19 protein-coding genes are annotated in these 18494 nt (G+C 33.0%); 5 read left to right on the top strand and 14 right to left on the bottom strand.

The window, feature by feature from the left end:
• Both ychF and J2Z38_RS02875 read left to right on the top strand, forming a co-directional pair.
• Entirely contained in the window at positions 1–1098 is a 1098-nt protein-coding gene (ychF, locus tag J2Z38_RS02870) for a redox-regulated ATPase YchF (protein ID WP_209772195.1), read from the top strand.
• Positions 1091–1717: a thymidine kinase gene (locus tag J2Z38_RS02875; protein WP_209772197.1), complete on the top strand. Its 627-nt coding sequence runs from the start codon at positions 1091–1093 to the stop codon at positions 1715–1717. Before ychF ends, J2Z38_RS02875 begins: the two co-directional genes overlap by 8 nt.
• A 32-nt stretch (positions 1718–1749) precedes the next feature.
• Here the strand turns inward: J2Z38_RS02875 and map are convergent, their stop codons facing one another.
• Positions 1750–2556, bottom strand: a complete 807-nt coding sequence (gene map, locus J2Z38_RS02880) for a type I methionyl aminopeptidase (protein WP_209772198.1) — start codon at positions 2554–2556, stop codon at positions 1750–1752.
• Positions 2557–2597: 41 nt separating this feature from the next.
• Positions 2598–3395, bottom strand: coding sequence for a nitroreductase family protein (locus J2Z38_RS02885; protein ID WP_209772200.1), 798 nt, complete (start codon positions 3393–3395; stop codon positions 2598–2600).
• Between the two features lie 96 nt (positions 3396–3491).
• Between J2Z38_RS02885 and J2Z38_RS02890 the strand changes: the two genes are divergently transcribed.
• Positions 3492–5288, top strand: coding sequence for an ATP-dependent helicase (locus tag J2Z38_RS02890; protein WP_209772202.1), 1797 nt, complete (start codon positions 3492–3494; stop codon positions 5286–5288).
• 64 nt (positions 5289–5352) lie between these two features.
• Here the strand turns inward: J2Z38_RS02890 and J2Z38_RS02895 are convergent, their stop codons facing one another.
• A complete protein-coding gene (locus J2Z38_RS02895; RefSeq protein ID WP_209772205.1) occupies positions 5353–6627 on the bottom strand; it encodes a bifunctional folylpolyglutamate synthase/dihydrofolate synthase in 1275 nt (424 codons plus the stop codon).
• Positions 6628–6689: 62 nt separating this feature from the next.
• On the opposite strand from J2Z38_RS02895, the gene J2Z38_RS02900 reads away from it, so the two are divergent.
• A complete protein-coding gene (locus J2Z38_RS02900; protein ID WP_209772208.1) occupies positions 6690–7397 on the top strand; it encodes a heparan-alpha-glucosaminide N-acetyltransferase in 708 nt (235 codons plus the stop codon).
• Between the two features lie 285 nt (positions 7398–7682).
• Here J2Z38_RS02900 and J2Z38_RS02905 read toward each other — a convergent pair whose 3' ends face one another.
• Genes J2Z38_RS02905 through J2Z38_RS02940 form a run of 8 tightly spaced genes read right to left on the bottom strand, consistent with a single transcriptional unit; the run spans position 7683 to position 14501 of the window.
• The gene (locus J2Z38_RS02905; RefSeq protein ID WP_209772210.1) at positions 7683–8279 is read right to left on the bottom strand and encodes a DUF4230 domain-containing protein; all 597 of its coding nucleotides are present in this window, start codon (positions 8277–8279) and stop codon (positions 7683–7685) included.
• Between the two features lie 54 nt (positions 8280–8333).
• On the bottom strand, positions 8334–8960 hold the full coding sequence (trmB, locus tag J2Z38_RS02910; RefSeq protein WP_209772212.1) for a tRNA (guanosine(46)-N7)-methyltransferase TrmB: 627 nt from the start codon (positions 8958–8960) through the stop codon (positions 8334–8336).
• A gap of 41 nt (positions 8961–9001) precedes the next feature.
• Complete coding sequence (locus J2Z38_RS02915; protein WP_209772214.1) at positions 9002–9889, bottom strand: DegV family protein; 888 nt, start codon at positions 9887–9889, stop codon at positions 9002–9004.
• A 51-nt stretch (positions 9890–9940) separates the two neighbouring features.
• Positions 9941–11284: a branched-chain amino acid transport system II carrier protein gene (gene brnQ / locus J2Z38_RS02920; RefSeq protein WP_209772216.1), complete on the bottom strand. Its 1344-nt coding sequence runs from the start codon at positions 11282–11284 to the stop codon at positions 9941–9943.
• A gap of 56 nt (positions 11285–11340) precedes the next feature.
• Positions 11341–11691, bottom strand: a complete 351-nt coding sequence (locus J2Z38_RS02925) for a Spx/MgsR family RNA polymerase-binding regulatory protein (protein ID WP_209772218.1) — start codon at positions 11689–11691, stop codon at positions 11341–11343.
• A 47-nt stretch (positions 11692–11738) separates the two neighbouring features.
• Positions 11739–12050, bottom strand: a complete 312-nt coding sequence (locus J2Z38_RS02930) for a DUF503 domain-containing protein (RefSeq protein WP_209772469.1) — start codon at positions 12048–12050, stop codon at positions 11739–11741.
• On the bottom strand, positions 12025–13803 hold the full coding sequence (locus tag J2Z38_RS02935; protein WP_209772220.1) for a phosphatidylglycerol lysyltransferase domain-containing protein: 1779 nt from the start codon (positions 13801–13803) through the stop codon (positions 12025–12027). Before J2Z38_RS02935 ends, J2Z38_RS02930 begins: the two co-directional genes overlap by 26 nt.
• On the bottom strand, positions 13800–14501 hold the full coding sequence (locus J2Z38_RS02940; protein WP_209772223.1) for an alpha/beta fold hydrolase: 702 nt from the start codon (positions 14499–14501) through the stop codon (positions 13800–13802). Before J2Z38_RS02940 ends, J2Z38_RS02935 begins: the two co-directional genes overlap by 4 nt.
• Before the next feature lie 103 nt (positions 14502–14604).
• Between J2Z38_RS02940 and J2Z38_RS02945 the strand changes: the two genes are divergently transcribed.
• Positions 14605–15972, top strand: coding sequence for a leucyl aminopeptidase (locus J2Z38_RS02945; RefSeq protein ID WP_209772225.1), 1368 nt, complete (start codon positions 14605–14607; stop codon positions 15970–15972).
• A 49-nt stretch (positions 15973–16021) separates the two neighbouring features.
• Here J2Z38_RS02945 and J2Z38_RS02950 read toward each other — a convergent pair whose 3' ends face one another.
• The 3 genes from J2Z38_RS02950 to J2Z38_RS02960 are packed head-to-tail and all read right to left on the bottom strand — an operon-like array spanning position 16022 to position 18493.
• A complete protein-coding gene (locus tag J2Z38_RS02950; protein WP_209772227.1) occupies positions 16022–16735 on the bottom strand; it encodes an ABC transporter ATP-binding protein in 714 nt (237 codons plus the stop codon).
• Between the two features lie 8 nt (positions 16736–16743).
• A complete protein-coding gene (locus J2Z38_RS02955; protein ID WP_209772229.1) occupies positions 16744–17535 on the bottom strand; it encodes an ABC transporter ATP-binding protein in 792 nt (263 codons plus the stop codon).
• On the bottom strand, positions 17516–18493 hold the full coding sequence (locus J2Z38_RS02960) for a branched-chain amino acid ABC transporter permease (RefSeq protein WP_209772232.1): 978 nt from the start codon (positions 18491–18493) through the stop codon (positions 17516–17518). Before J2Z38_RS02960 ends, J2Z38_RS02955 begins: the two co-directional genes overlap by 20 nt.
• Between the last annotated feature and the right edge of the window lies 1 nt (position 18494).

Raw genomic sequence — 18494 nt, forward strand, 5'->3', positions numbered from 1 at the left:
ATGAAACTAGGAATTGTCGGCCTACCTAATGTTGGCAAATCAACATTATTTAATGCCATAACCAAAGCAGGTGCCCTTGTGGCAAACTATCCATTTGCTACTATCGATCCTAATGTAGGACTCGTTAATGTGCCTGATGAGAGATTAAATGTTCTGTCTGAAATGAGTAAATCTAAAAAGATTGTTCCAGCTGTTGTTGAATTTTACGATATAGCTGGACTTGTAAAGGGAGCTAGTAAGGGCGAAGGACTTGGAAATAAGTTCTTATCAAATATCAGAGAAACTGATGCTATTGTTGAAGTTTTAAGATGTTTTGACGACCCAAATGTAACCCATGTTGATGGTTCTGTTGACCCATTAAGGGATATTGAAACAATAAATTTAGAACTTATCTTATCTGACCTTGAACTTGTGGACAAAGTTTTGGAAAAGAAAAGAAAAGTTGCTAGAGCTGATAAGAGTGCAAGAGCAGAGGTTGAAGTTTTAGAAAAAATCGTAGCAGTCCTTGAAGAAGGAAAGTCAGCAAGGATTCTTGATCTTAATGAAGAAGAGAAAAAACTCTTAAGGTCCTACCAACTTTTATCAACTAAGCCTATTATCTATGTTTGTAACGTCAACGAAGAAGATGCCGCAGATGACGGTGCCAGCAACAAGTACGTAGAAATCGTAAGAAATTTTGCCAAAAACGAAGGCGCAGAAGTTTCTGTAGTATCAGCCAAAATTGAACAAGAGATTTCAGAGCTTGAAACCGAAGAAGAAAGAGCTGAATTTTTAGAAATGATTGGTCTATCTGAATCTGGTACAGATAGAGTAATTAAAGATTCTTACAAAACCCTAAACCTCATTTCATACCTAACAACAGGTGAAGTTGAGACTCGTGCTTGGACTATAACAAAGGGAACTCGCGCACAAGATGCAGCTGGTAAAATCCACTCAGACATTGCTCGTGGCTTTATCATGGCAGATATTGTTTCTTATGATGATTTAGTTGCTGCAGGTAGTGAAGCAAAAGCTAAGGAAGCTGGCAAACTCCGCATGGAAGGCAAGGACTACATCATGCAAGACGGCGATGTAGTGGAATTTAAGTTTAATGTATAAAAAAATGATTAAAAAGCAGGGCAAGCTTATAGTTCACACTGGATCAATGTTTTCTGGTAAAACCACATCTCTATGGAGAGAGCTTTACAGAATGACCATTGCAAATTATAAAACTGTTGCGTTTAAACCTGCTGTTGATAATAGAGATAGCGATAAAAAAATTGTCTCCCACGATAACCTATCCCTTGATGCGATTAAGATTGAAAACCTTAATGAAATCATAGACTATGTTAAGAAAAATGAAATAGATGCAATCGGGATTGATGAACTTCAGTTTTTCCCAAATGAACCAAGCGAAGTTGTTGATATTTTCAACAAGCTTATGGCTAAAAACATTACTATTGTTGTATCAGGACTAGATATGGATTATAAAACAAAACCATTTGAAATTATAAAGGAAATTATGCCCTTAGCAGATGAGTTAATCAAACACCACGCCATCTGCGCTTCATGTGGTGAAGATGCTTGGGCATCCTACAGAAAATCTAGTGATGATTCGAGAATTCAAATAGGATCTGAAGACGTGTACGAACCTTTGTGCAGGTCTTGCTACAACGAAAAAATGAGTGAAAGAGAAAAAACCAAAAACCAAATTCAACTTGATTTAGACAAGCAATAAAAAATCTACCCAATGCGGGTAGATTTTTTTCCTTAAAATTTATAGTTCTTTATAAATTCTAAATCTTCTTCTGTTAATTTATACAAGCTTTGATCTGTTATGATTTCTGGTCCATCTTCATGGATTATAAGCTGGTGTTCAAACTGACTTACCTTTGATCCATCAACTGTCCTCGCAGTCCAACCATTATCATCAAGCTTCATATGCCAATCACCTAAAGCAATCATTGGCTCAATTGTAAAGACCATGCCAGGTTGAATCCTAGGTCCCCTACCTGCTTTGCCATAGTGAGGAACTTGTGGGTCTTCGTGCATTTCCTTACCAATTCCGTGTCCGATAAAGTCACGAATTACGGAAAATCCGTTTTCACCTTCTACACATTCTTGGATAGCGGCGCCAATATCACCAATCCTATTGCCAGGAAGCGCCACTTTTATGGCCCTATTTAAGGCTTCTAGATTTACATCAACTAATTTTTGATCTTCTTCGCTCATCTTACCTATTTTATAGGTCCAACATGAATCAGCAAGGCCACCGTCAAGGTTAATTACATTGTCTATTGATAAAATATCCCCTTCCCTAAGTGGTCTGTCTGTTGGATAGCCGTGGCATATCTCATCATTAACTGACGTACATAAAGTAAATGGAAATCCTTGGTAACCAAGTTGAGCTGGTATTGCCTTTTTGTGATCAACAATAAATTTATTGGCGAATTTATCAAGGTCGTTAGTTGTTAGGCCTGGTCTAATTACTTCTTTTAAGGCAAGGTGGGTTTGACATAAAACCTCAGCTGCCTTTCTCATTTTTTCAAAATATGTTTCGTTATAAATTCTAATCAATATTTCACTCTCCTAAAAAGGACGCCTTGGCGCCCTTTATCTTATAGTTGTTTGCTTGCTATATAGACGTATTTGTCGTCATTAATTTCTGGTTTTATATCCCATTTTGATCCCATTGAGATAGATTCTCCAAGCTTATCAAGGTAGTACATAATTATACCTGCGTCGAGTAAATTTACTTCTCCCTTGTAATCTTCGATATAAAGTTTAATTAAATCATCAACAAGGACAAATCTCCAAGGTTGGGCGTTGTAGGCAGATGGTGCAAATCTTGCATAGGCAAAAATCTCATCTAGACCTCTTTGTTCAAGGTCTTCATTTGTAGCTTTTTTTCCAAGTTGGTCTATAAATACAAATTCACCTATACCCTTCCTGTCGTCGAATTGGTGTTCTCTAACAGTCTCATCTACAGGATAACCTATAGCAAGAAGAAGTCTAACCTCTCCCTTGTCATAATCAAATGCACCTTTTTTAACAGAATCTTCTACGTCAGCTACTGTTATCCAGCAATTGCCAATGCCCATCTTGTCTAATTCTGTAATTATTTCTTCTATACCATAAGCACCCTTTACTAAGCTTGCTGAATCATCATTTAAAATATTAAGAGCTAAGTAAGCTGGAGCCTTAATCATAACTCCCTTGTAGCCAGCCTTTCCTTCTAGGGCCTTAAAAACTTTTTCTCCATCAGTTTGCACTATAAAAGCTAGGTCGTCCTTGCCTAATTTTATAATTTCTGAATCAATAATCTTATCGAGTTTTTCTAGATCAGCTTTATTAAGCTCCATATCTTTGAAATCTCTTGTTGAAGTTCTAGATTTTAAAAATTGTGTTGTAAGCATATTATCCCCCATATTTTTATTCTACTTCTATTATTATACTATACCTACCTACTATTTTATCATATTTTTCAAAAAAATATATGGTATGATGATAATATGATATTAACAGATGTACAAAATAAGGCTGCAAACTTTGTAGATGGACCCTGCCTAGTCCTTGCAGTGCCAGGTGCTGGCAAAACTACAATGCTCCTAGAAAGAATTAATAATTTAAGTAAAAATATTCCACAAAATAAGATTTTAACCTTAACTTTTTCTAGGACCCAGGCAATCGATATGAAAAATCGCTTCGGATCTGATGATACAAACATAATGACCATCCACGCTTTTTGCTACCTTATTATAAGAAATTACCTAAAAAAATACCATAAAGAATTAAGACTTCTTGAATCAACTGATGCCTATAACAAATACGACCTAGTAAGACGCATCTACCAGGATATTAATAATAAAAAAGTTTCAAGAGAAGATGTTTTAACATTTTTTACAGAAACATCCTACATGAAAAATGCAATGCTTGATGAGGCTTACCTTCAACAAGTCAGGATTAAAAATATAGAAAAAGTCTATGAAGTTTATGAAAATTTTAAAAAATCAAATAACTACATAGACTTTGATGATATGCAGACCATTGCCCTTAGGCTCCTTGATGAAAATCCGAGACTTTTAAAATCAATCCAGAAAAAATACCAATACTTCCAGTTGGACGAAGGTCAAGACACTTCGCTCTTGCAATTTGAAATTTTAAACAGAATTGTCGGCCTAAATAATAATTTTATGGTGGTTGCTGATGACGACCAGTCTATCTATTCATTTAGGGCAGCTAATCCTGATTATCTATTAAATTTTAAAGATTATTATCCAGGAGCTGAAATTATTATTATGAATGAAAATCATAGGTCAAGCAAAAATATAGCGAAGCTTGCTGGAGATTTTATCAAAGATAATAATTTTCGTTACGAAAAAGACCTTATCAGTAAAAAATCTGATGGTGAAAAAATTATAATTAAAACTCTTAAAGATGCTTATGATCAGTATAATTTTATCAAAAAGAATATAGATTTATCAAAGTCAAATGCGATTTTATTTAGAAATAATATTTCAGCCATCAACCTAGTTACTTTCCTTCTTGATGATGGGATGGATTTTGCTATTAATAATGACTTTTTGGATTTTTTTAAGTCTCAAATAATCGATGATTTCTTTGATATAATCAAGTTTTCAGACGATTTTTCAAATGTAGAAGCTTTTGAAAATGTTTATTACAAGATAAAGACCTATCTCAAAAAAACTGAAGTAGAAAAACTAAGAACGAAACCTATAAACCTAGATATTTTCGACTTTTTCTACGAAATTTTAGATTATGACAGGAAAAATTCTTTATATGATATAGAGAAAAAATTAAGACATATGCGTAAGCTTCCCCTATCAAGGAAAATTTCCTACATTTACAAATACCTAGGTTACAAAGAATACTCCTCACTTAAGGCAAATAAATTTGCAGAAGAAGTCATTAATAAGGACCTCTTTGTAGAAAGCTTAATAAATTTTACCAAAGACCTAGAAACAATAGAAGATTTTGATAGGAAAATTCTAAATTTGAAGAAAAAAATCAAGCTCATGCCACCATCAAATCTCATCCTTCAAAGCATTCATAGGTCTAAAGGTCTTGAATATGACAAGACATTTATAATAGATATGAACAAAAATGAATTTCCTATAATAGATTATGATAAAGATCCGGAGGCAAGTCTCGAGGAAGAAAGAAGGGTCTTTTATGTAGGAATGACCCGTGCAAGGGAAAATTTATATATCCTAGCTTTAAAGAAAAGAAATGGTAAAAAAACCCTTCCGTCTGAATTTTATTCTTCAGCAAAAAATCTAATTAAGTAAAAAAATCGTCCCTTGACTAGAGTCTTTGGACGATTTTTTACTAGACAGGTTATAGAAATTGAAACTATTTTCCTATAAATGATAAGATTTTCCCAACAAGATAAAGAGACCCACACCAAAGAATCAAATCTTTCTCTCCGGCTTGTTTTAAAGAATATTCATAAGCTTCTTTGTTATCTTCAATAATAACAATGTCTGAAGCAAAATCACTCGCCTCATTTTCTATTTCTTTTGTATCAAGAGCTCTTGGATTTTCATCAATATAAGTTATGATTAGCTTGTCAGAAAGGCCTGCAATATCTCTTATTATATCTTTATGGTCCTTATCTTTTAGTATTGAAAAACCAACAATCAATTTTTCGTATTCAAAATTTTTAAGACTTTCTAAAAGAGCGTCTATCGATTCCTTATTATGAGATCCATCTAATAGGACTCTAGGGTTTGTCCTTACTAAGTCAAGTCTTCCAGGATTGTAAGTTTCTTTTATTCCATCTTTTATATCTTCTTCGCTAAGGTTAAAGTCATCTTTAAAATAATCTAAAACCATAAGAACAAGGCTGGCATTATAAATTTGGTGCTTACCTCGAAGACTTGTATGTATATCCTTATAGGTCTGAAAATCAAAAATATTTCCCTCATTAGAAACTTCTTTTATTTTTATTTCATCTTTTTCAAAAGTAAATAATTCTGAGTCCTCTTCCCTAGCTTTTTCTTTTATAATATCAAAAGCTTTATCACTTGTTTGTGGATAAACAAAAACAGGGCGGTTCTTTTTTATTATTCCTGCCTTATTTGAAGCAATTTCTTCAATAGTAGATCCCAAAACATTCATATGGTCCATTGAAATCGAGCAAATCACAGATGCCAATGGACTTTTTATAATATTTGTAGAATCAAGACTGCCGCCAAGACCCACTTCTATTACTGCAACATCTACTTTCTGCTCATAAAAATAAATATAAACCATTGCTGTTAAAAACTCAAAATAGGTTATGTGGTAACCTTCCTCATCACACTTTTCAGCAACAGGTCGAATCCTATCCATAAGGTCACAAAAGTCTTCATCACTTATATCTACTCCATTGATTGAAATTTCCTCATTTATCCTAACCATATAAGGCGATGTAAATATGCCGCATTTAATTTTTTTTGAAAGAACATTAGCAAGCATCTTTGCTGTAGAGCCCTTGCCATTTGTCCCTGCAACGTGAATAACTTTTATCTTATCTTGGGGATTGTCAAAAGCTTCCATTACTTTTCTTATATTTCTAAGGGTGTGGTCTTCCCCAGAAGAGCCTCTCCCATATAAATAATCTAAATAATCATCAAAATTTTTCATATTTCCTCCAGAAACTTTATAAGTTTATTTTACCTTATGTTATAATAAAGTGAGGAGATTTTATGAAAAGAATAAAAATAATAGACACTTTCAGAGGATTTACAATAATTTCTATGGTCCTCTTTCACTTATTTTACAATATAAACTACTATTGGACCTTGGATTTTTATGATGGGACTGTTTTTAATAAAATTTGGCAGTTATCTATCGCCATGTCATTTTTTACCATTTCTGGTATTACCTCTAGTTTTTTAAATCCAAAGAAAAATATAAAAAGAGGAATAATCACTAGCTTAATTGGATTTGCGATCACACTAGTCACATATTTTTTTGCAAAAGACCAATTAATTATTTGGGGAGTTTTAAACGGCCTGGGCCTATCAATGGTAATCGCTGGTTTGGTACAAAATTTAATTAGCCCTAAACTATGGCCAGTTTTCCTACTTGCCTTTGCCTTTTCCTACAAAATTCCAGCTGGACTTTTATGGGATAATAGTTTTTTTAATGGCCTTTACCAAACGAATCTATTTCCTATAGGCTTTCCATCATTTGACTTTTATTCAAATGACTACTTTCCATTAGTCCCTTGGCTTTTTGCCTTTTTAGCAGGTCTTTCTTTGGGAAAATTTTTACAGGAGAAAAACTTTTATGATTTTGACATAAAAGAAAATCTACTAGGAAAAATCGGTAGATATTCAATGCCAATATATCTCACCCATCAAATAATCCTCTATCCCTTAGTTAGCCTAATCTATAAGTTGACTTTGTGATCCAAGTTGATTTTTGACCATATAAGCTTATAATAACAAATAACTAAATACAAGAACAGAAAATGTAAGTGGAGGAAAATTTATGGAGCATATAAAAAAATATAAAAAAGATTACCCAGCATCTTATTTCATACTAGCATCTCTCATAACCATCTTTCTAATTTATAAGTTTGGCTATGCATTAGGAAAATTTGGAGCGCATCTCGGATTATAATCATTACTTTAAATTTTTACTGAAAGCTACCAATAAAAATACCCTTAGAATCTATATCCTAAGGGTATTTTTTAGTTAAATTCGATTGTATATTCTTCTAATAGTGGGTTTATCTTGAGGATTTCTACTATAGCCTCCTTGGTTTTCTCGTCAGCTTCTTGTAAAAATCCCTTTTCTTCAAGATCTTTTTCAACCTTTTTCATTTCATCTTTTCTAAAGTCAGAAAAATCTTTGACTTCTAATTGATTGAATATTGAGTGTTTCTCATCAAAAATAGTTAGAGAATCTTCATCTATTACATGGTTTAAAATTACTGCATGTGGAATTTGGATATTTATTTTTTTATCATCCTCATTTAGGCTAACCTTGGCTTCCTCAAGATTAATCCCAGCATTTACCTCCCCATCATAAGAAATAATGAACTTCTTTTGGGTAAAAGGTAATTTCATTCCATAGAATTCTTGTTGGTTTTCAAAAGAACCTACATTTGTGTATTTATACTTTAGAGTTGTCAATTCCTTAACTGAAAGAATTTGATTTTTTATAATATCTGATGAAACCTTTGTCTCTGAGTTAAACAGCATGTTTTTCATACCAAAGAAATATGAAGCAAAAACTATTACTATTAGACCCAAAAGTCCCAAAAACATTTTTTTAGCTTTTTTCATTTATTCTCCCTAAATATTTATTTACTTAAACTGTACTTTGTTTTTTCTAATATTCTATTTAAATTTTCCTATTAAATGAAATATCGGCATATTTCTATTTCTAAATTTTCTCTCATATTCAGTTACAATAGAATTTTCTTCAGACAGATTTCTGTTAACCTCAATTATTTCCATACCAAAGTCTTTCATATAGTCTAGGCTAGCATCAAAAAATACTTCATTATCTGTCTTAAGCTCAATCTCTGCTCCAGTTTTACAAATAACTTGGTATAGTTTAAGGAAATTTTCGTGAGAAAGTCTCCTTTTGTTGTGGCGTTTTTTTGGCCATGGAGTAGAAAAATTCAAGTAAATCTTTGATACTTCATTTTCTCCAAACATTTCAATCAAGTCTTCAGCCTTACCAACTATTCCATAGACATTTCTAAGCTCGTTTTCTTCTATTTTCTTACAAGCAGATACAAAAGCATTTGTATTCATCTCCAGTGCAAGGAAATTTTTATCGGTCTCTTTCATCGCCTTATTTACAATAAAATCTCCCTTGCCAGCTCCTATCTCAAGTTCTATTTCATTATTATTCTTAAATAAATCATTCCAGGAGCCCTTATATTTTTCTGGATTAAATATTATGTATGGACTTTCTTGCATGTGTGGAATAGCATTTGGTTTGTGTCTTAATCTCATAATTTACCTCATAAAAAAAGGAGCCGCCCGAGCGGACATCCTTATATAGTTTTTCCCTCTCCCCAGAAACATGCACCAACAGTTCCTGGCCCTAAGTGACTACCTACAGTTGTTCCTATTTCGTATATTTTTATATCACATCTATAATCTTCTAGTGATTTTTCAAGCCTATCTTTAAGCTCAAGTGCATCATCGTAAGCATGGGTGTGAACAATAAATATTTCGTGTTTATAAGGAAAATCCTTAATTAAACGACTCATTATTTTCTTAACCAAAGCCTTCATGGCTTTTTTCTTTGTTCTGATTTTATCTATCACAATAATCTTACCCTCAGAATTTGCTTCCATGATTGGGCAGATATTTAACATATTACCAAAAGAACCTGCTGCCTTTGATAACCTGCCTCCCCTTACAAGATAAGTTAGATCTGAAGTGAAAAATACAGCATTCGCCTTAATCCTATTTGCTTCTGCCCAATTAAATACCTCTTCAATTGGTTTACCTTCTTTTCGAAGTTCATTTATAGCAAGCAGAAGCAGGCCTTCACAGGATGTAGCTGTAAGGCTATCTAAAATGTATATTTTTCTATCAGGATACTTTTCTTCAAGCTCTTTTTTTGCCATAAGGGCTTGTTGGTACTCACCTGTCATTCCTGATGAAAGACACATGTGTAAAATGTCCTTACCTTCTTCTAGTAAGTCTTTAAAATATTTTATATATGTTAGATAGGTTATTTGACTAGTTGTTGCCAAAGCTCCTTCATCAAGCTTTTGATAAAATTCATCTAAACTTATAGTTAGACCCAAATCATCTATATAATCTACACCATCAATTTGATAGGGAAAGCCAATCCATTTTATATTTTCTTTTTCTAGCTCTTCCCTAGGAATATCAACGGTCGAACTAGCGCTCAGTATAAAATCACTCATATTAACCTCTCAAAAAATCTAATAAGTATCATACTTTTTATTAATTTTAATTCAATTTAAAGCACGTTTCTTATCAATTATTAGTGCTATTCCAAAAGCAAGCAAGCTTGGTAAAATCCATGCAAAACCTGTCTCAAAACCTGGAAGGATACTACTTGATATATCAATAACTTTCACAACAAGATTTGATTTGCTAATAAAATCAGGACTTGACTTTAAAAAGTCTAGAAAAGCAAATAAGGCGGTGATTCCAAGGCTTACTTGATATACAAATTTCCTCTTTCCTATAAATATTGAAATGATAGAAAGACCTATCAAGACTATTGATATTGGATAAATGAACATTAGCACTGGCAAAGACAAGGCTATAATTTGTTTAAGACCCAAATTAGCTATCAAGAGTGATACAAAGGAAAATATTATGCAATATGTTTTGTATGTAAGTCTATTTTTAAACATCTCTTCAAACATTTCAGAGCATGCGGATACAAGACCAATTGCAGTTTTTAAACATGCCAAAAAAACAATTATCGAAAGTAGAATGTGGCCAAGATTTCCTAAATAATATTCAGAAATATTTGATAAAATAACAGCCCCATTTTCATACTTATCTAATATGTTTGCAGAAGCTCCTCCCATATAGGAAAGGCCTGCATATATTAGTGACATAGCAAAAAGACAAACAACTCCTGATTTTAATGTCTCAAGAGCCATTGATTTTTTATCTGTTACTCCCAAATCTTTTATATTTGATATAATAATAATCGCAAAGGCTAGACCAGCCGGAGCATCTAATGTATTATATCCATCTACGATACCTACTGGTATAGGGTTCTTTGAATACTTAAGGTCTGGAGCTGATATCCCTACTGGACCCATAGGTCTAAAAATAGTTAATATTAATAAAAAAGACAACAGGATCAAAAATATAGGTGTCATAAATTTTCCGATAGTATCAATAAGTTTTGCTTTTTTTATTGAAAAATACAATACCAAGGCAAAAAACACCAAAGAAAAAATCAAGAGCCCAAATGAATTGTAAAAACTCTCATTACCTTCAAAAACAACCTCATATGTTGTTGTAGCTGTCCTTGGAATAGCAAATCCAGGCCCTATTGTTATGTATAAAAGCGTTGTAAAAAAGTAGGCAAACTTTCTTCCTGCAGCCTTTGACAAATCAAATAGACTCTCACTATCACTTGCTGCAGTTGCAACTACTGCAAGGATTGGCAAGCTAACTGCCGATAGCAAAAATCCAATAGTTACTAACGAAATATTGGCTCCTGATCTTTGGCCTAATTCTAGTGGGAAAATCAAGTTTCCAGCACCAAAAAACAAACCAAATAACAAGGAGCCAATTAATAAGTTTTCTGATAAAGTTAATTTTTTTCTCATATCTAACCCCTAAAGTTTTTAATATGATACACCTTTATCAGTGATTTTGCAATGTTTTATAAGGCTTCAACGTATTTTCTAACGTCAGGACCAACAAGAATCTGTCCATCATCTAATAATAGAATTGGTCTTTTTACAAGCATTCCATCAGTGGCAAGCTTTTCGTATTTCTCATCAAGGCTCATTCCGTCAAGCTTATCTTTAAGATTTTCTTGCCTATAGATCATTCCAGAAGTATTGAAAAATCTCTTTATATCGTAATCTGTAGCTTCGTGCCATTTTTTGATTTCTTTCTTAGTCGGATTTTCTTCCTTAATATCCCTTATTTCGTATTTTAATCCTTTTTCATCCATTATCTTTAATACACTTTTACAAGTCGAACACTTGCTATAGCAAATAATTTTCATTTTTCCTCCTATGGTTTTTATCTCTCTACTTAATACCCCACTACAAGTTAAATTAATCTCTGCATATTTTCTTCTAGGATTTCAACCTGATAATTATCCTCAATCCTTTTTATGACTTTTTCTAAAAGAGATTTTGAAAATTCATTATCATTTGAAACAGCCACAAAGGCGAGGCTTGCCATATTTACAAATTCATGGTCACTAACTTCTGATGCAGATATAGACAAATTATTCCTAGCATAGTCTAAAATACTTTTTACAGTCCTCCTCTTATCCTTAAGCGAGAAACTATCATATATTTTTATCCTTACTTCTAATAAATATAAATAAATTTTAATCCTCCTTAATTTTCCCCTTATCTGCTGCGATTATTGCAAATATTGATGTGATTATAAAATTCCCTTTGGCAAAGCAAGTGTACCTACTCTCCCATTTTGTTGCATATTTTGATTTATAATTACGAAGACCCTTAAAAGGATAAAGGCTATCAGCGTACTTAAAAATAAAAGATGCTATTCTTTCAGAAAGATAAGCTGACTTGTAAATTCCAACATTAGAAAGTGGCGCCATGCCAAGATTAAAATACTTAAAGCCCTTATCTTTTGCATAAATAAATAAATTCAAAAATAAATAGTCCATCATAGAATTTACATTCATATCAGTATCATAACGCATAAGGTCTATTGTCATAATGTTTTCGTCGTAATTTGGCATAATACTAGTAAAGGCTGTTATTTCTTGATTTTGATCAAGGACCAGCGCAAGACTTGAATTACTCAAATAATCCCTGTCAAAAAATCCCATAGTAAAGCCCTTTTCTTCACGGCCTTTAAGCCACTTATTGGATATAATTTCAAGTCTATCTAGGGTGGAATCATCATAAGGTGGACTTACAATCTTAAATTCATACCCATCTTTCTCAAACCTATTTAATATATTCCTAAGGCTAGACTTCTTCCTACCAGCCAAGCTAAATTCATCTAGTTCTAAGAAGGCATTTTCCCCAAATTTCATAAAGTCATAGCCATAATCATGGAGCAAAAGAGTGAAATCTCTTCTTACTTCGTAAAAAATTGGATTTAAAGATAGGGCTTGACACTTATTTATAAAATCATTTAGACCTTCCTCAAGATATTCTCTTTTTCCAATTGGCTCACCCATAACAATTATTTTGTTATTTACAATTTGATAAGTGAAAGCTAAATTTTTTTCATCTTCTTTTTCATAATAATAAATATATTTATCTCCCAGAAGTCCAAGACCTGCTGAGGTTGATGAATTTTCATTGTTTTTTATTAAAAATTCCTTAAATTCATCTAAATCTGGTTTTACTAAAAAATCTTCATGGCCTTTCATAAACTTTAGCAAAAGCTTTAATACCAATCCCATAGATAAAAAAGTAAAAGCGAAAAATATTGATTTATAAACAATCGGGAAATTTGTTAGAGGCCTAGCAGCAAAGGTGTTTTTAAAATACATAATTACCCAGAAACCACCAAGAAGAAAATCAATCAAGATTTCTTCAAAACTGTATATAAAACTTTTCTTGACTAAGACATCCCTTGTAAAATATGCAGTCAAGCCGATTATACCAAGAGGAATAAGGGCTATTAATGTTTCACCAACTAGGTACAAATATATGCCTGTGAAAGTCAGAAGTGGGCAAAGGATTTTTAAAGATTTTTCTTGCCTTGAAAATGAAAATCTGGCTAAAACTATAAATAAAAAACCTATCATCAACTCAACAAAGGACCTAAACAAGCCTACTGTTACTATAGAAAATTCATTGAAGGGAAAATACTCTAAATATCCACTAAAATCGGCACTTAATATAAAAGCGAGACCGTAGAATCCTATAAAAGCAGAGTTTATCTTTTGTATAGCTTCCTTGAAAAGTCTGGCTGCAGTTTCTCCATAAGAATCTTTTATTTTTATAAATACATCTTTAAAATTCAAAAATACCTTAAGGAAAAATCCTATCAATGCAAGGCCAATTAAGACCCTTAACCAAATATTTAAAGTAGATTTGGCCAAATAATATAAAGATATTACTATTAATATCAAAAATAAAATATTAAGCAAACTTTGTTTATATTTTTTAAATTTTTTCATAATCGTCCTTCCAAAAAATCGTAAACCAATTTATTAAAAATTTCAGGTGCTGTTCTTGCCAACCTGTGTCCTTGGTTTTTAACAATAACTAGTTTTGATCCATCAATATTTTTTGCAATTTTTTTAATATGGGAAATCCTGATTAAATCATTAGATCCTGCTAATATTAGAGTATCATTGTCAATATTTCTTAAGTCATCAAGTTCAATTTCTAAGTCTGATAATAGGAGTCTTGCCACCCTTTTATTTCTCTTAAAAAATGGCAAAATCGTCCAAAATATATTTTCTAAAACCATAAGGATTTTTCCTGCAAAGGTAATTGCCTTAAACCTGGCATTGGGAGCGTTTAATATCATTTTATTTACATAGGTTGGGTATAGTTTATGAAAAACCAGGCAGAGATTTGCCCCATCTGAAAAACCTAATAAACTTGCTTGTTTTATTCCCAACTGATCATAAACTTCCTTTAGATCATTGGCTAAAAGCTCAAAATTTAACTTATTTTTTTCATTAGTAGAGAACCCATGGTCCCTAAAGTCAATTAGAATTAAGTGGAAATATCTTGATAAATAACCTATTTGGTACTCAAAATAAGTCATATCACCATCATTGCCGTGAAGAAGAAATAAATCTTCACCTCGACCATATTCCTTATAATATATCCTTGTCTTATCTTTTAGAATAATTTCCTTTCCCATAAGAGCACCTCACCTATATTATATCCTATTATTTGTTAAAGAAAGATTAAATAAACGTATGAATATATGGTAAAAAAATGTATGATAAATTAAGGAGGATTATATGAATTCTAATATTAATAATAATGATACAAACCAAATTCAATTTGCCTTTAAAAATCAAATTGAAAACAAATATTTTAAGGCCAATAAAGGTGAAATTTTTGCAAATGACGGAGTAATCTTACTTGGTCTTGGAGATGAAGATAAGTTTAATAAAGAGATTTTTAAAGAAGCGGTTTGCGCTCTTGGTAAATTTATTAAGGAGAAAGAGCTTGTAGAGATTTCTATAAAGGAAAATCCAACAAACTTAGATGACAAAACCTTCGCCTTAAGTCTTGTTGAGGCTTTGGTAGTTTCTGCTTATGACTTTAACTATTATAAATCAGATAAAAAAGAAAATAAATTTATTAATGTAAATTTTGACGAAAAATTAAATTCCTATGGCAAAGAAATTGAAGAACTTATCAAGGTTCTAGATGGACAATTTTGGGCAAGAGACTTGGTAAATCTTAGATCAAATGATATTTATCCAGAAAGTCTAGCCCAAAAAGTAGTTGAAAATCTTTCAGACCTAGGAGTAGATGTAAAAGTTTATGGTAAGGACCAAATCCTTGATATGGGTCTAACAGCCTTTTATGAAGTAGCAAAAGGTTCTGATAAGGAACCAAGATTTATAGTTATGGAATACCTCAAAGGAGAACCTGGAAAAGCTCCTCTTGCCCTTGTTGGCAAAGGCCTAACCTATGACGCAGGTGGTTATTCTATAAAAACATCAAAGGGAATGAAGACCATGCACACCGATATGGGTGGAGCAGGATCAGTAATTGGAGCAATGCACGCTATAGCCCTAAATGAACTAAAGGTCAATGTGGTTGCTATTGTTGCATCCTGTGAAAACCTAATTTCAGGTAGAGCCTATAAACCAGGTGATATTATAAAGGCTCGCAACGGTATGACAATTGACGTTGATAATACTGATGCTGAAGGAAGAATTACCCTTGCTGATGCTGTAAACTACGCAGCTACAGAATATAAACCAGCTATGATAGTTGATCTAGCAACCCTAACTGGTGCAGCCCTAGGTGCACTCGGAGAAACATACACAGCTTCAATTACAAATGATGAAGATGCCTTCAGAAAAATCCTTAAGGCAAGCAAGAAAATGGATGAAAAAATTTGGCTATTACCAAATGATCCATTCTATAAAACCTATAACGAATCAGATGATGCAGATGTTAAAAACTCTGGCGGACCACTTGCTGGCTCAATAACTGCCGGACAATTTATCGAAAACTTTGTCGAAGGATATCCTTGGGTTCACTTAGATATAGCAGGAACTGCTCACCTATCTGCACCACAAGGTATAAATGGCAAGGGTGCAACAGGCGTCCACGTAAAAACACTTTATGAATTAGCCAAAGAATTTTAATAAGTAAAAAATAAGCCCTCCTTACTTTTTAAGTAAAGAGAGGCTTATTTTATATACCAAGATAAGCAGCCTTAACGTCTGGATCTGTCTTAAGATCTGATGCTCTTCCTTCTTTTACAATTTTTCCTGTTTCTAAAACATAGGCCCTGTCGGCTATGTCTAAGGCTAGGTTAGCATTTTGCTCGACAAGTAAAATTGTCCTGCCTTCTTCTTTCAAAATCCTTATTGTATCGAAAATCTTATCTACAAACAAAGGTGAAAGTCCCATAGAAGGTTCGTCTAAAAGAAGGACCTTTGGATTTGTCAAAAGCGCCCTACCCATAGCAAGCATTTGCTGCTCACCGCCTGAAAGAGTACCGGATTTTTGTTTTTTTCTTTCTTTTAATACTGGGAAGAGTTTATAAATCTTATCAAGTTCAAGTTTCAATTCCTCTGGACTCCAGCCAACTGAAATCGAACCTAATTTGAGGTTATCTTCAACGGAAAGATCCTTAAAAACCCTCCTACCTTCGGGAACTTGAGCAAGACCTGCTCTTGTAATTTTATATGACTTTTCTTTTTTAATTGACTTATCATTAAAGAAAATATCGCCTTCTTTTATAGGAAGTAGGCCAGAAATTGTTTGAAGTGTAGTAGTCTTTCCTGCTCCATTGGCACCAATTAAGGATACTACTTCACCTTCTTCTACTCTTAGGCTAATCCCTTTTAAGGCCTTGATATTACCGTAGGATACAACTAAATTTTCTATTCTTAAAATACTCATTTTTTCTCCTAACTACCAAGATAGGCCTTAACTACTTCTTTATTAGAAATTACATCATGAGGATCACCCTCTGCGAGGATTTCTCCATAATTTAACACTATAAGTCTTTCTGTAATTCCCAAAACTAGGTTCATATCGTGTTCTATTAGTAGGATTGAAACACCAGTTTTTTCCCTAATTAACCTTATTGAATCCATAAGGTCTTGAGTTTCAGACTCATTCATACCTGCCGCTGGCTCATCTAAGAGCAAAACTTTTGGACGGGTTGCCATGGCCCTTGCAATTTCTAATTTTCTTTGGGCTCCATATGGCAAAGATCCTGCAAAGGTCCTAAAATATTTTTCTAGGTCAAATAATTTAAGGATTTCTAGTGCCTTATCAGTTGCTTCATTTTCTTCTTTCCAATAGTTGGGAAGTCTGAACATACCTGTTAGCATGCCATAATTCATGTACTGGTTCATGGCAAGTTTTACATTATCAAGAACTGTGAGGTTATCAAAAAGTCTTATATTTTGAAAAGTCCTAGCAACACCAAGTTTTGAAAGCTTGTCTGGTCTAGTTCCATTCACTTTTTGCCCATCAAGAATTATATCGCCACTTGTTGGTGTATAAACTCCTGAAAGCATATTAAATAGGGTAGTTTTTCCAGCCCCATTTGGTCCTATAAGTCCAAGTAGTTCTCCATTTTTAAGTCTAAAAGATACATCTTGAACTGCCTTAAGTCCTCCAAAAGAGATGCTTAAATTATTAATTTCTAGAACATTTTCATTTCTTACTTCTTTACTGTTCACCTTCCACATCTCCTTTCTTGTACTTATCAAGATTTAAAAACCTTCTTATAGAAAATTCCTTCCTACCAAGTAGGCCTTGAGGTCTAAAAATCATTACAACAATTAAGATAATAGCATAGATTACCATTCTCCATTCAGCTAGTGGTTTTAAAAGTTCAGGTATAATTGTAAGTCCAATTGATGAGAAAATCGCTCCGGTAATTGAACCCATTCCACCAAGCACAACCATTACCAAATAGTCAAAAGACTTGTTATAATTAAATATATTTGCAGCGAGAACTCCTATATTTTGGGCATAAAGTGCACCAGCTATACCAGCAAAAATCGCTGATAAGGTAAAGGCTTGTGTCTTATATTTAGTAATATTTATCCCACAAGCTTCTGCTGCAAGTTCATTATCTCTTATAGATAAAACCGTCCTTCCGTGACGGCTTTCAGCCCAGGTGAAAATCATTGTTATAACAAAAACTGCCATAAAGAAAAATTTCCAAAAATCATTTGTTTTTGGGATTCCCGCAAGACCTTGGGCTCCACCTGTAAAACCTAAGTTTTCTATCAAAACCCTAATAATTTCACCAAAAGCTAGAGTTACTATTGCAAGATAATCTCCTGTTAACCTTAAAACAGGTAGACCGATGAGAATACCAAATATAGCAGCAACAAAACCACCTACTATCAAACTAAGAACGAAAGCTGGAAGACCTGTTACAATCCCAGTTTTTAAAAAAAGACCTGCAGAATAGGCTCCTATTGCCATAAAGCCAGCGTGTCCTAGGTTGATTTGTCCAAGAACACCGACAGTAAGGTTAAGGCTTACTGCCATTATCATATTTATACAAATTAAATTTAAAATCCCTTGCCAGTACCTACTTAAGATATTTGCAGAAATAAGAACTTGGACTAAGACAAAAAATAATATAACTAATCCGGTTGTGATAAGATAAGATTTCTTTTTATTTTTTGACATA

This window comes from Anaerococcus degeneri (genome assembly GCF_017874475.1).
Taxonomy (GTDB): domain Bacteria; phylum Bacillota; class Clostridia; order Tissierellales; family Peptoniphilaceae; genus Anaerococcus; species Anaerococcus degeneri.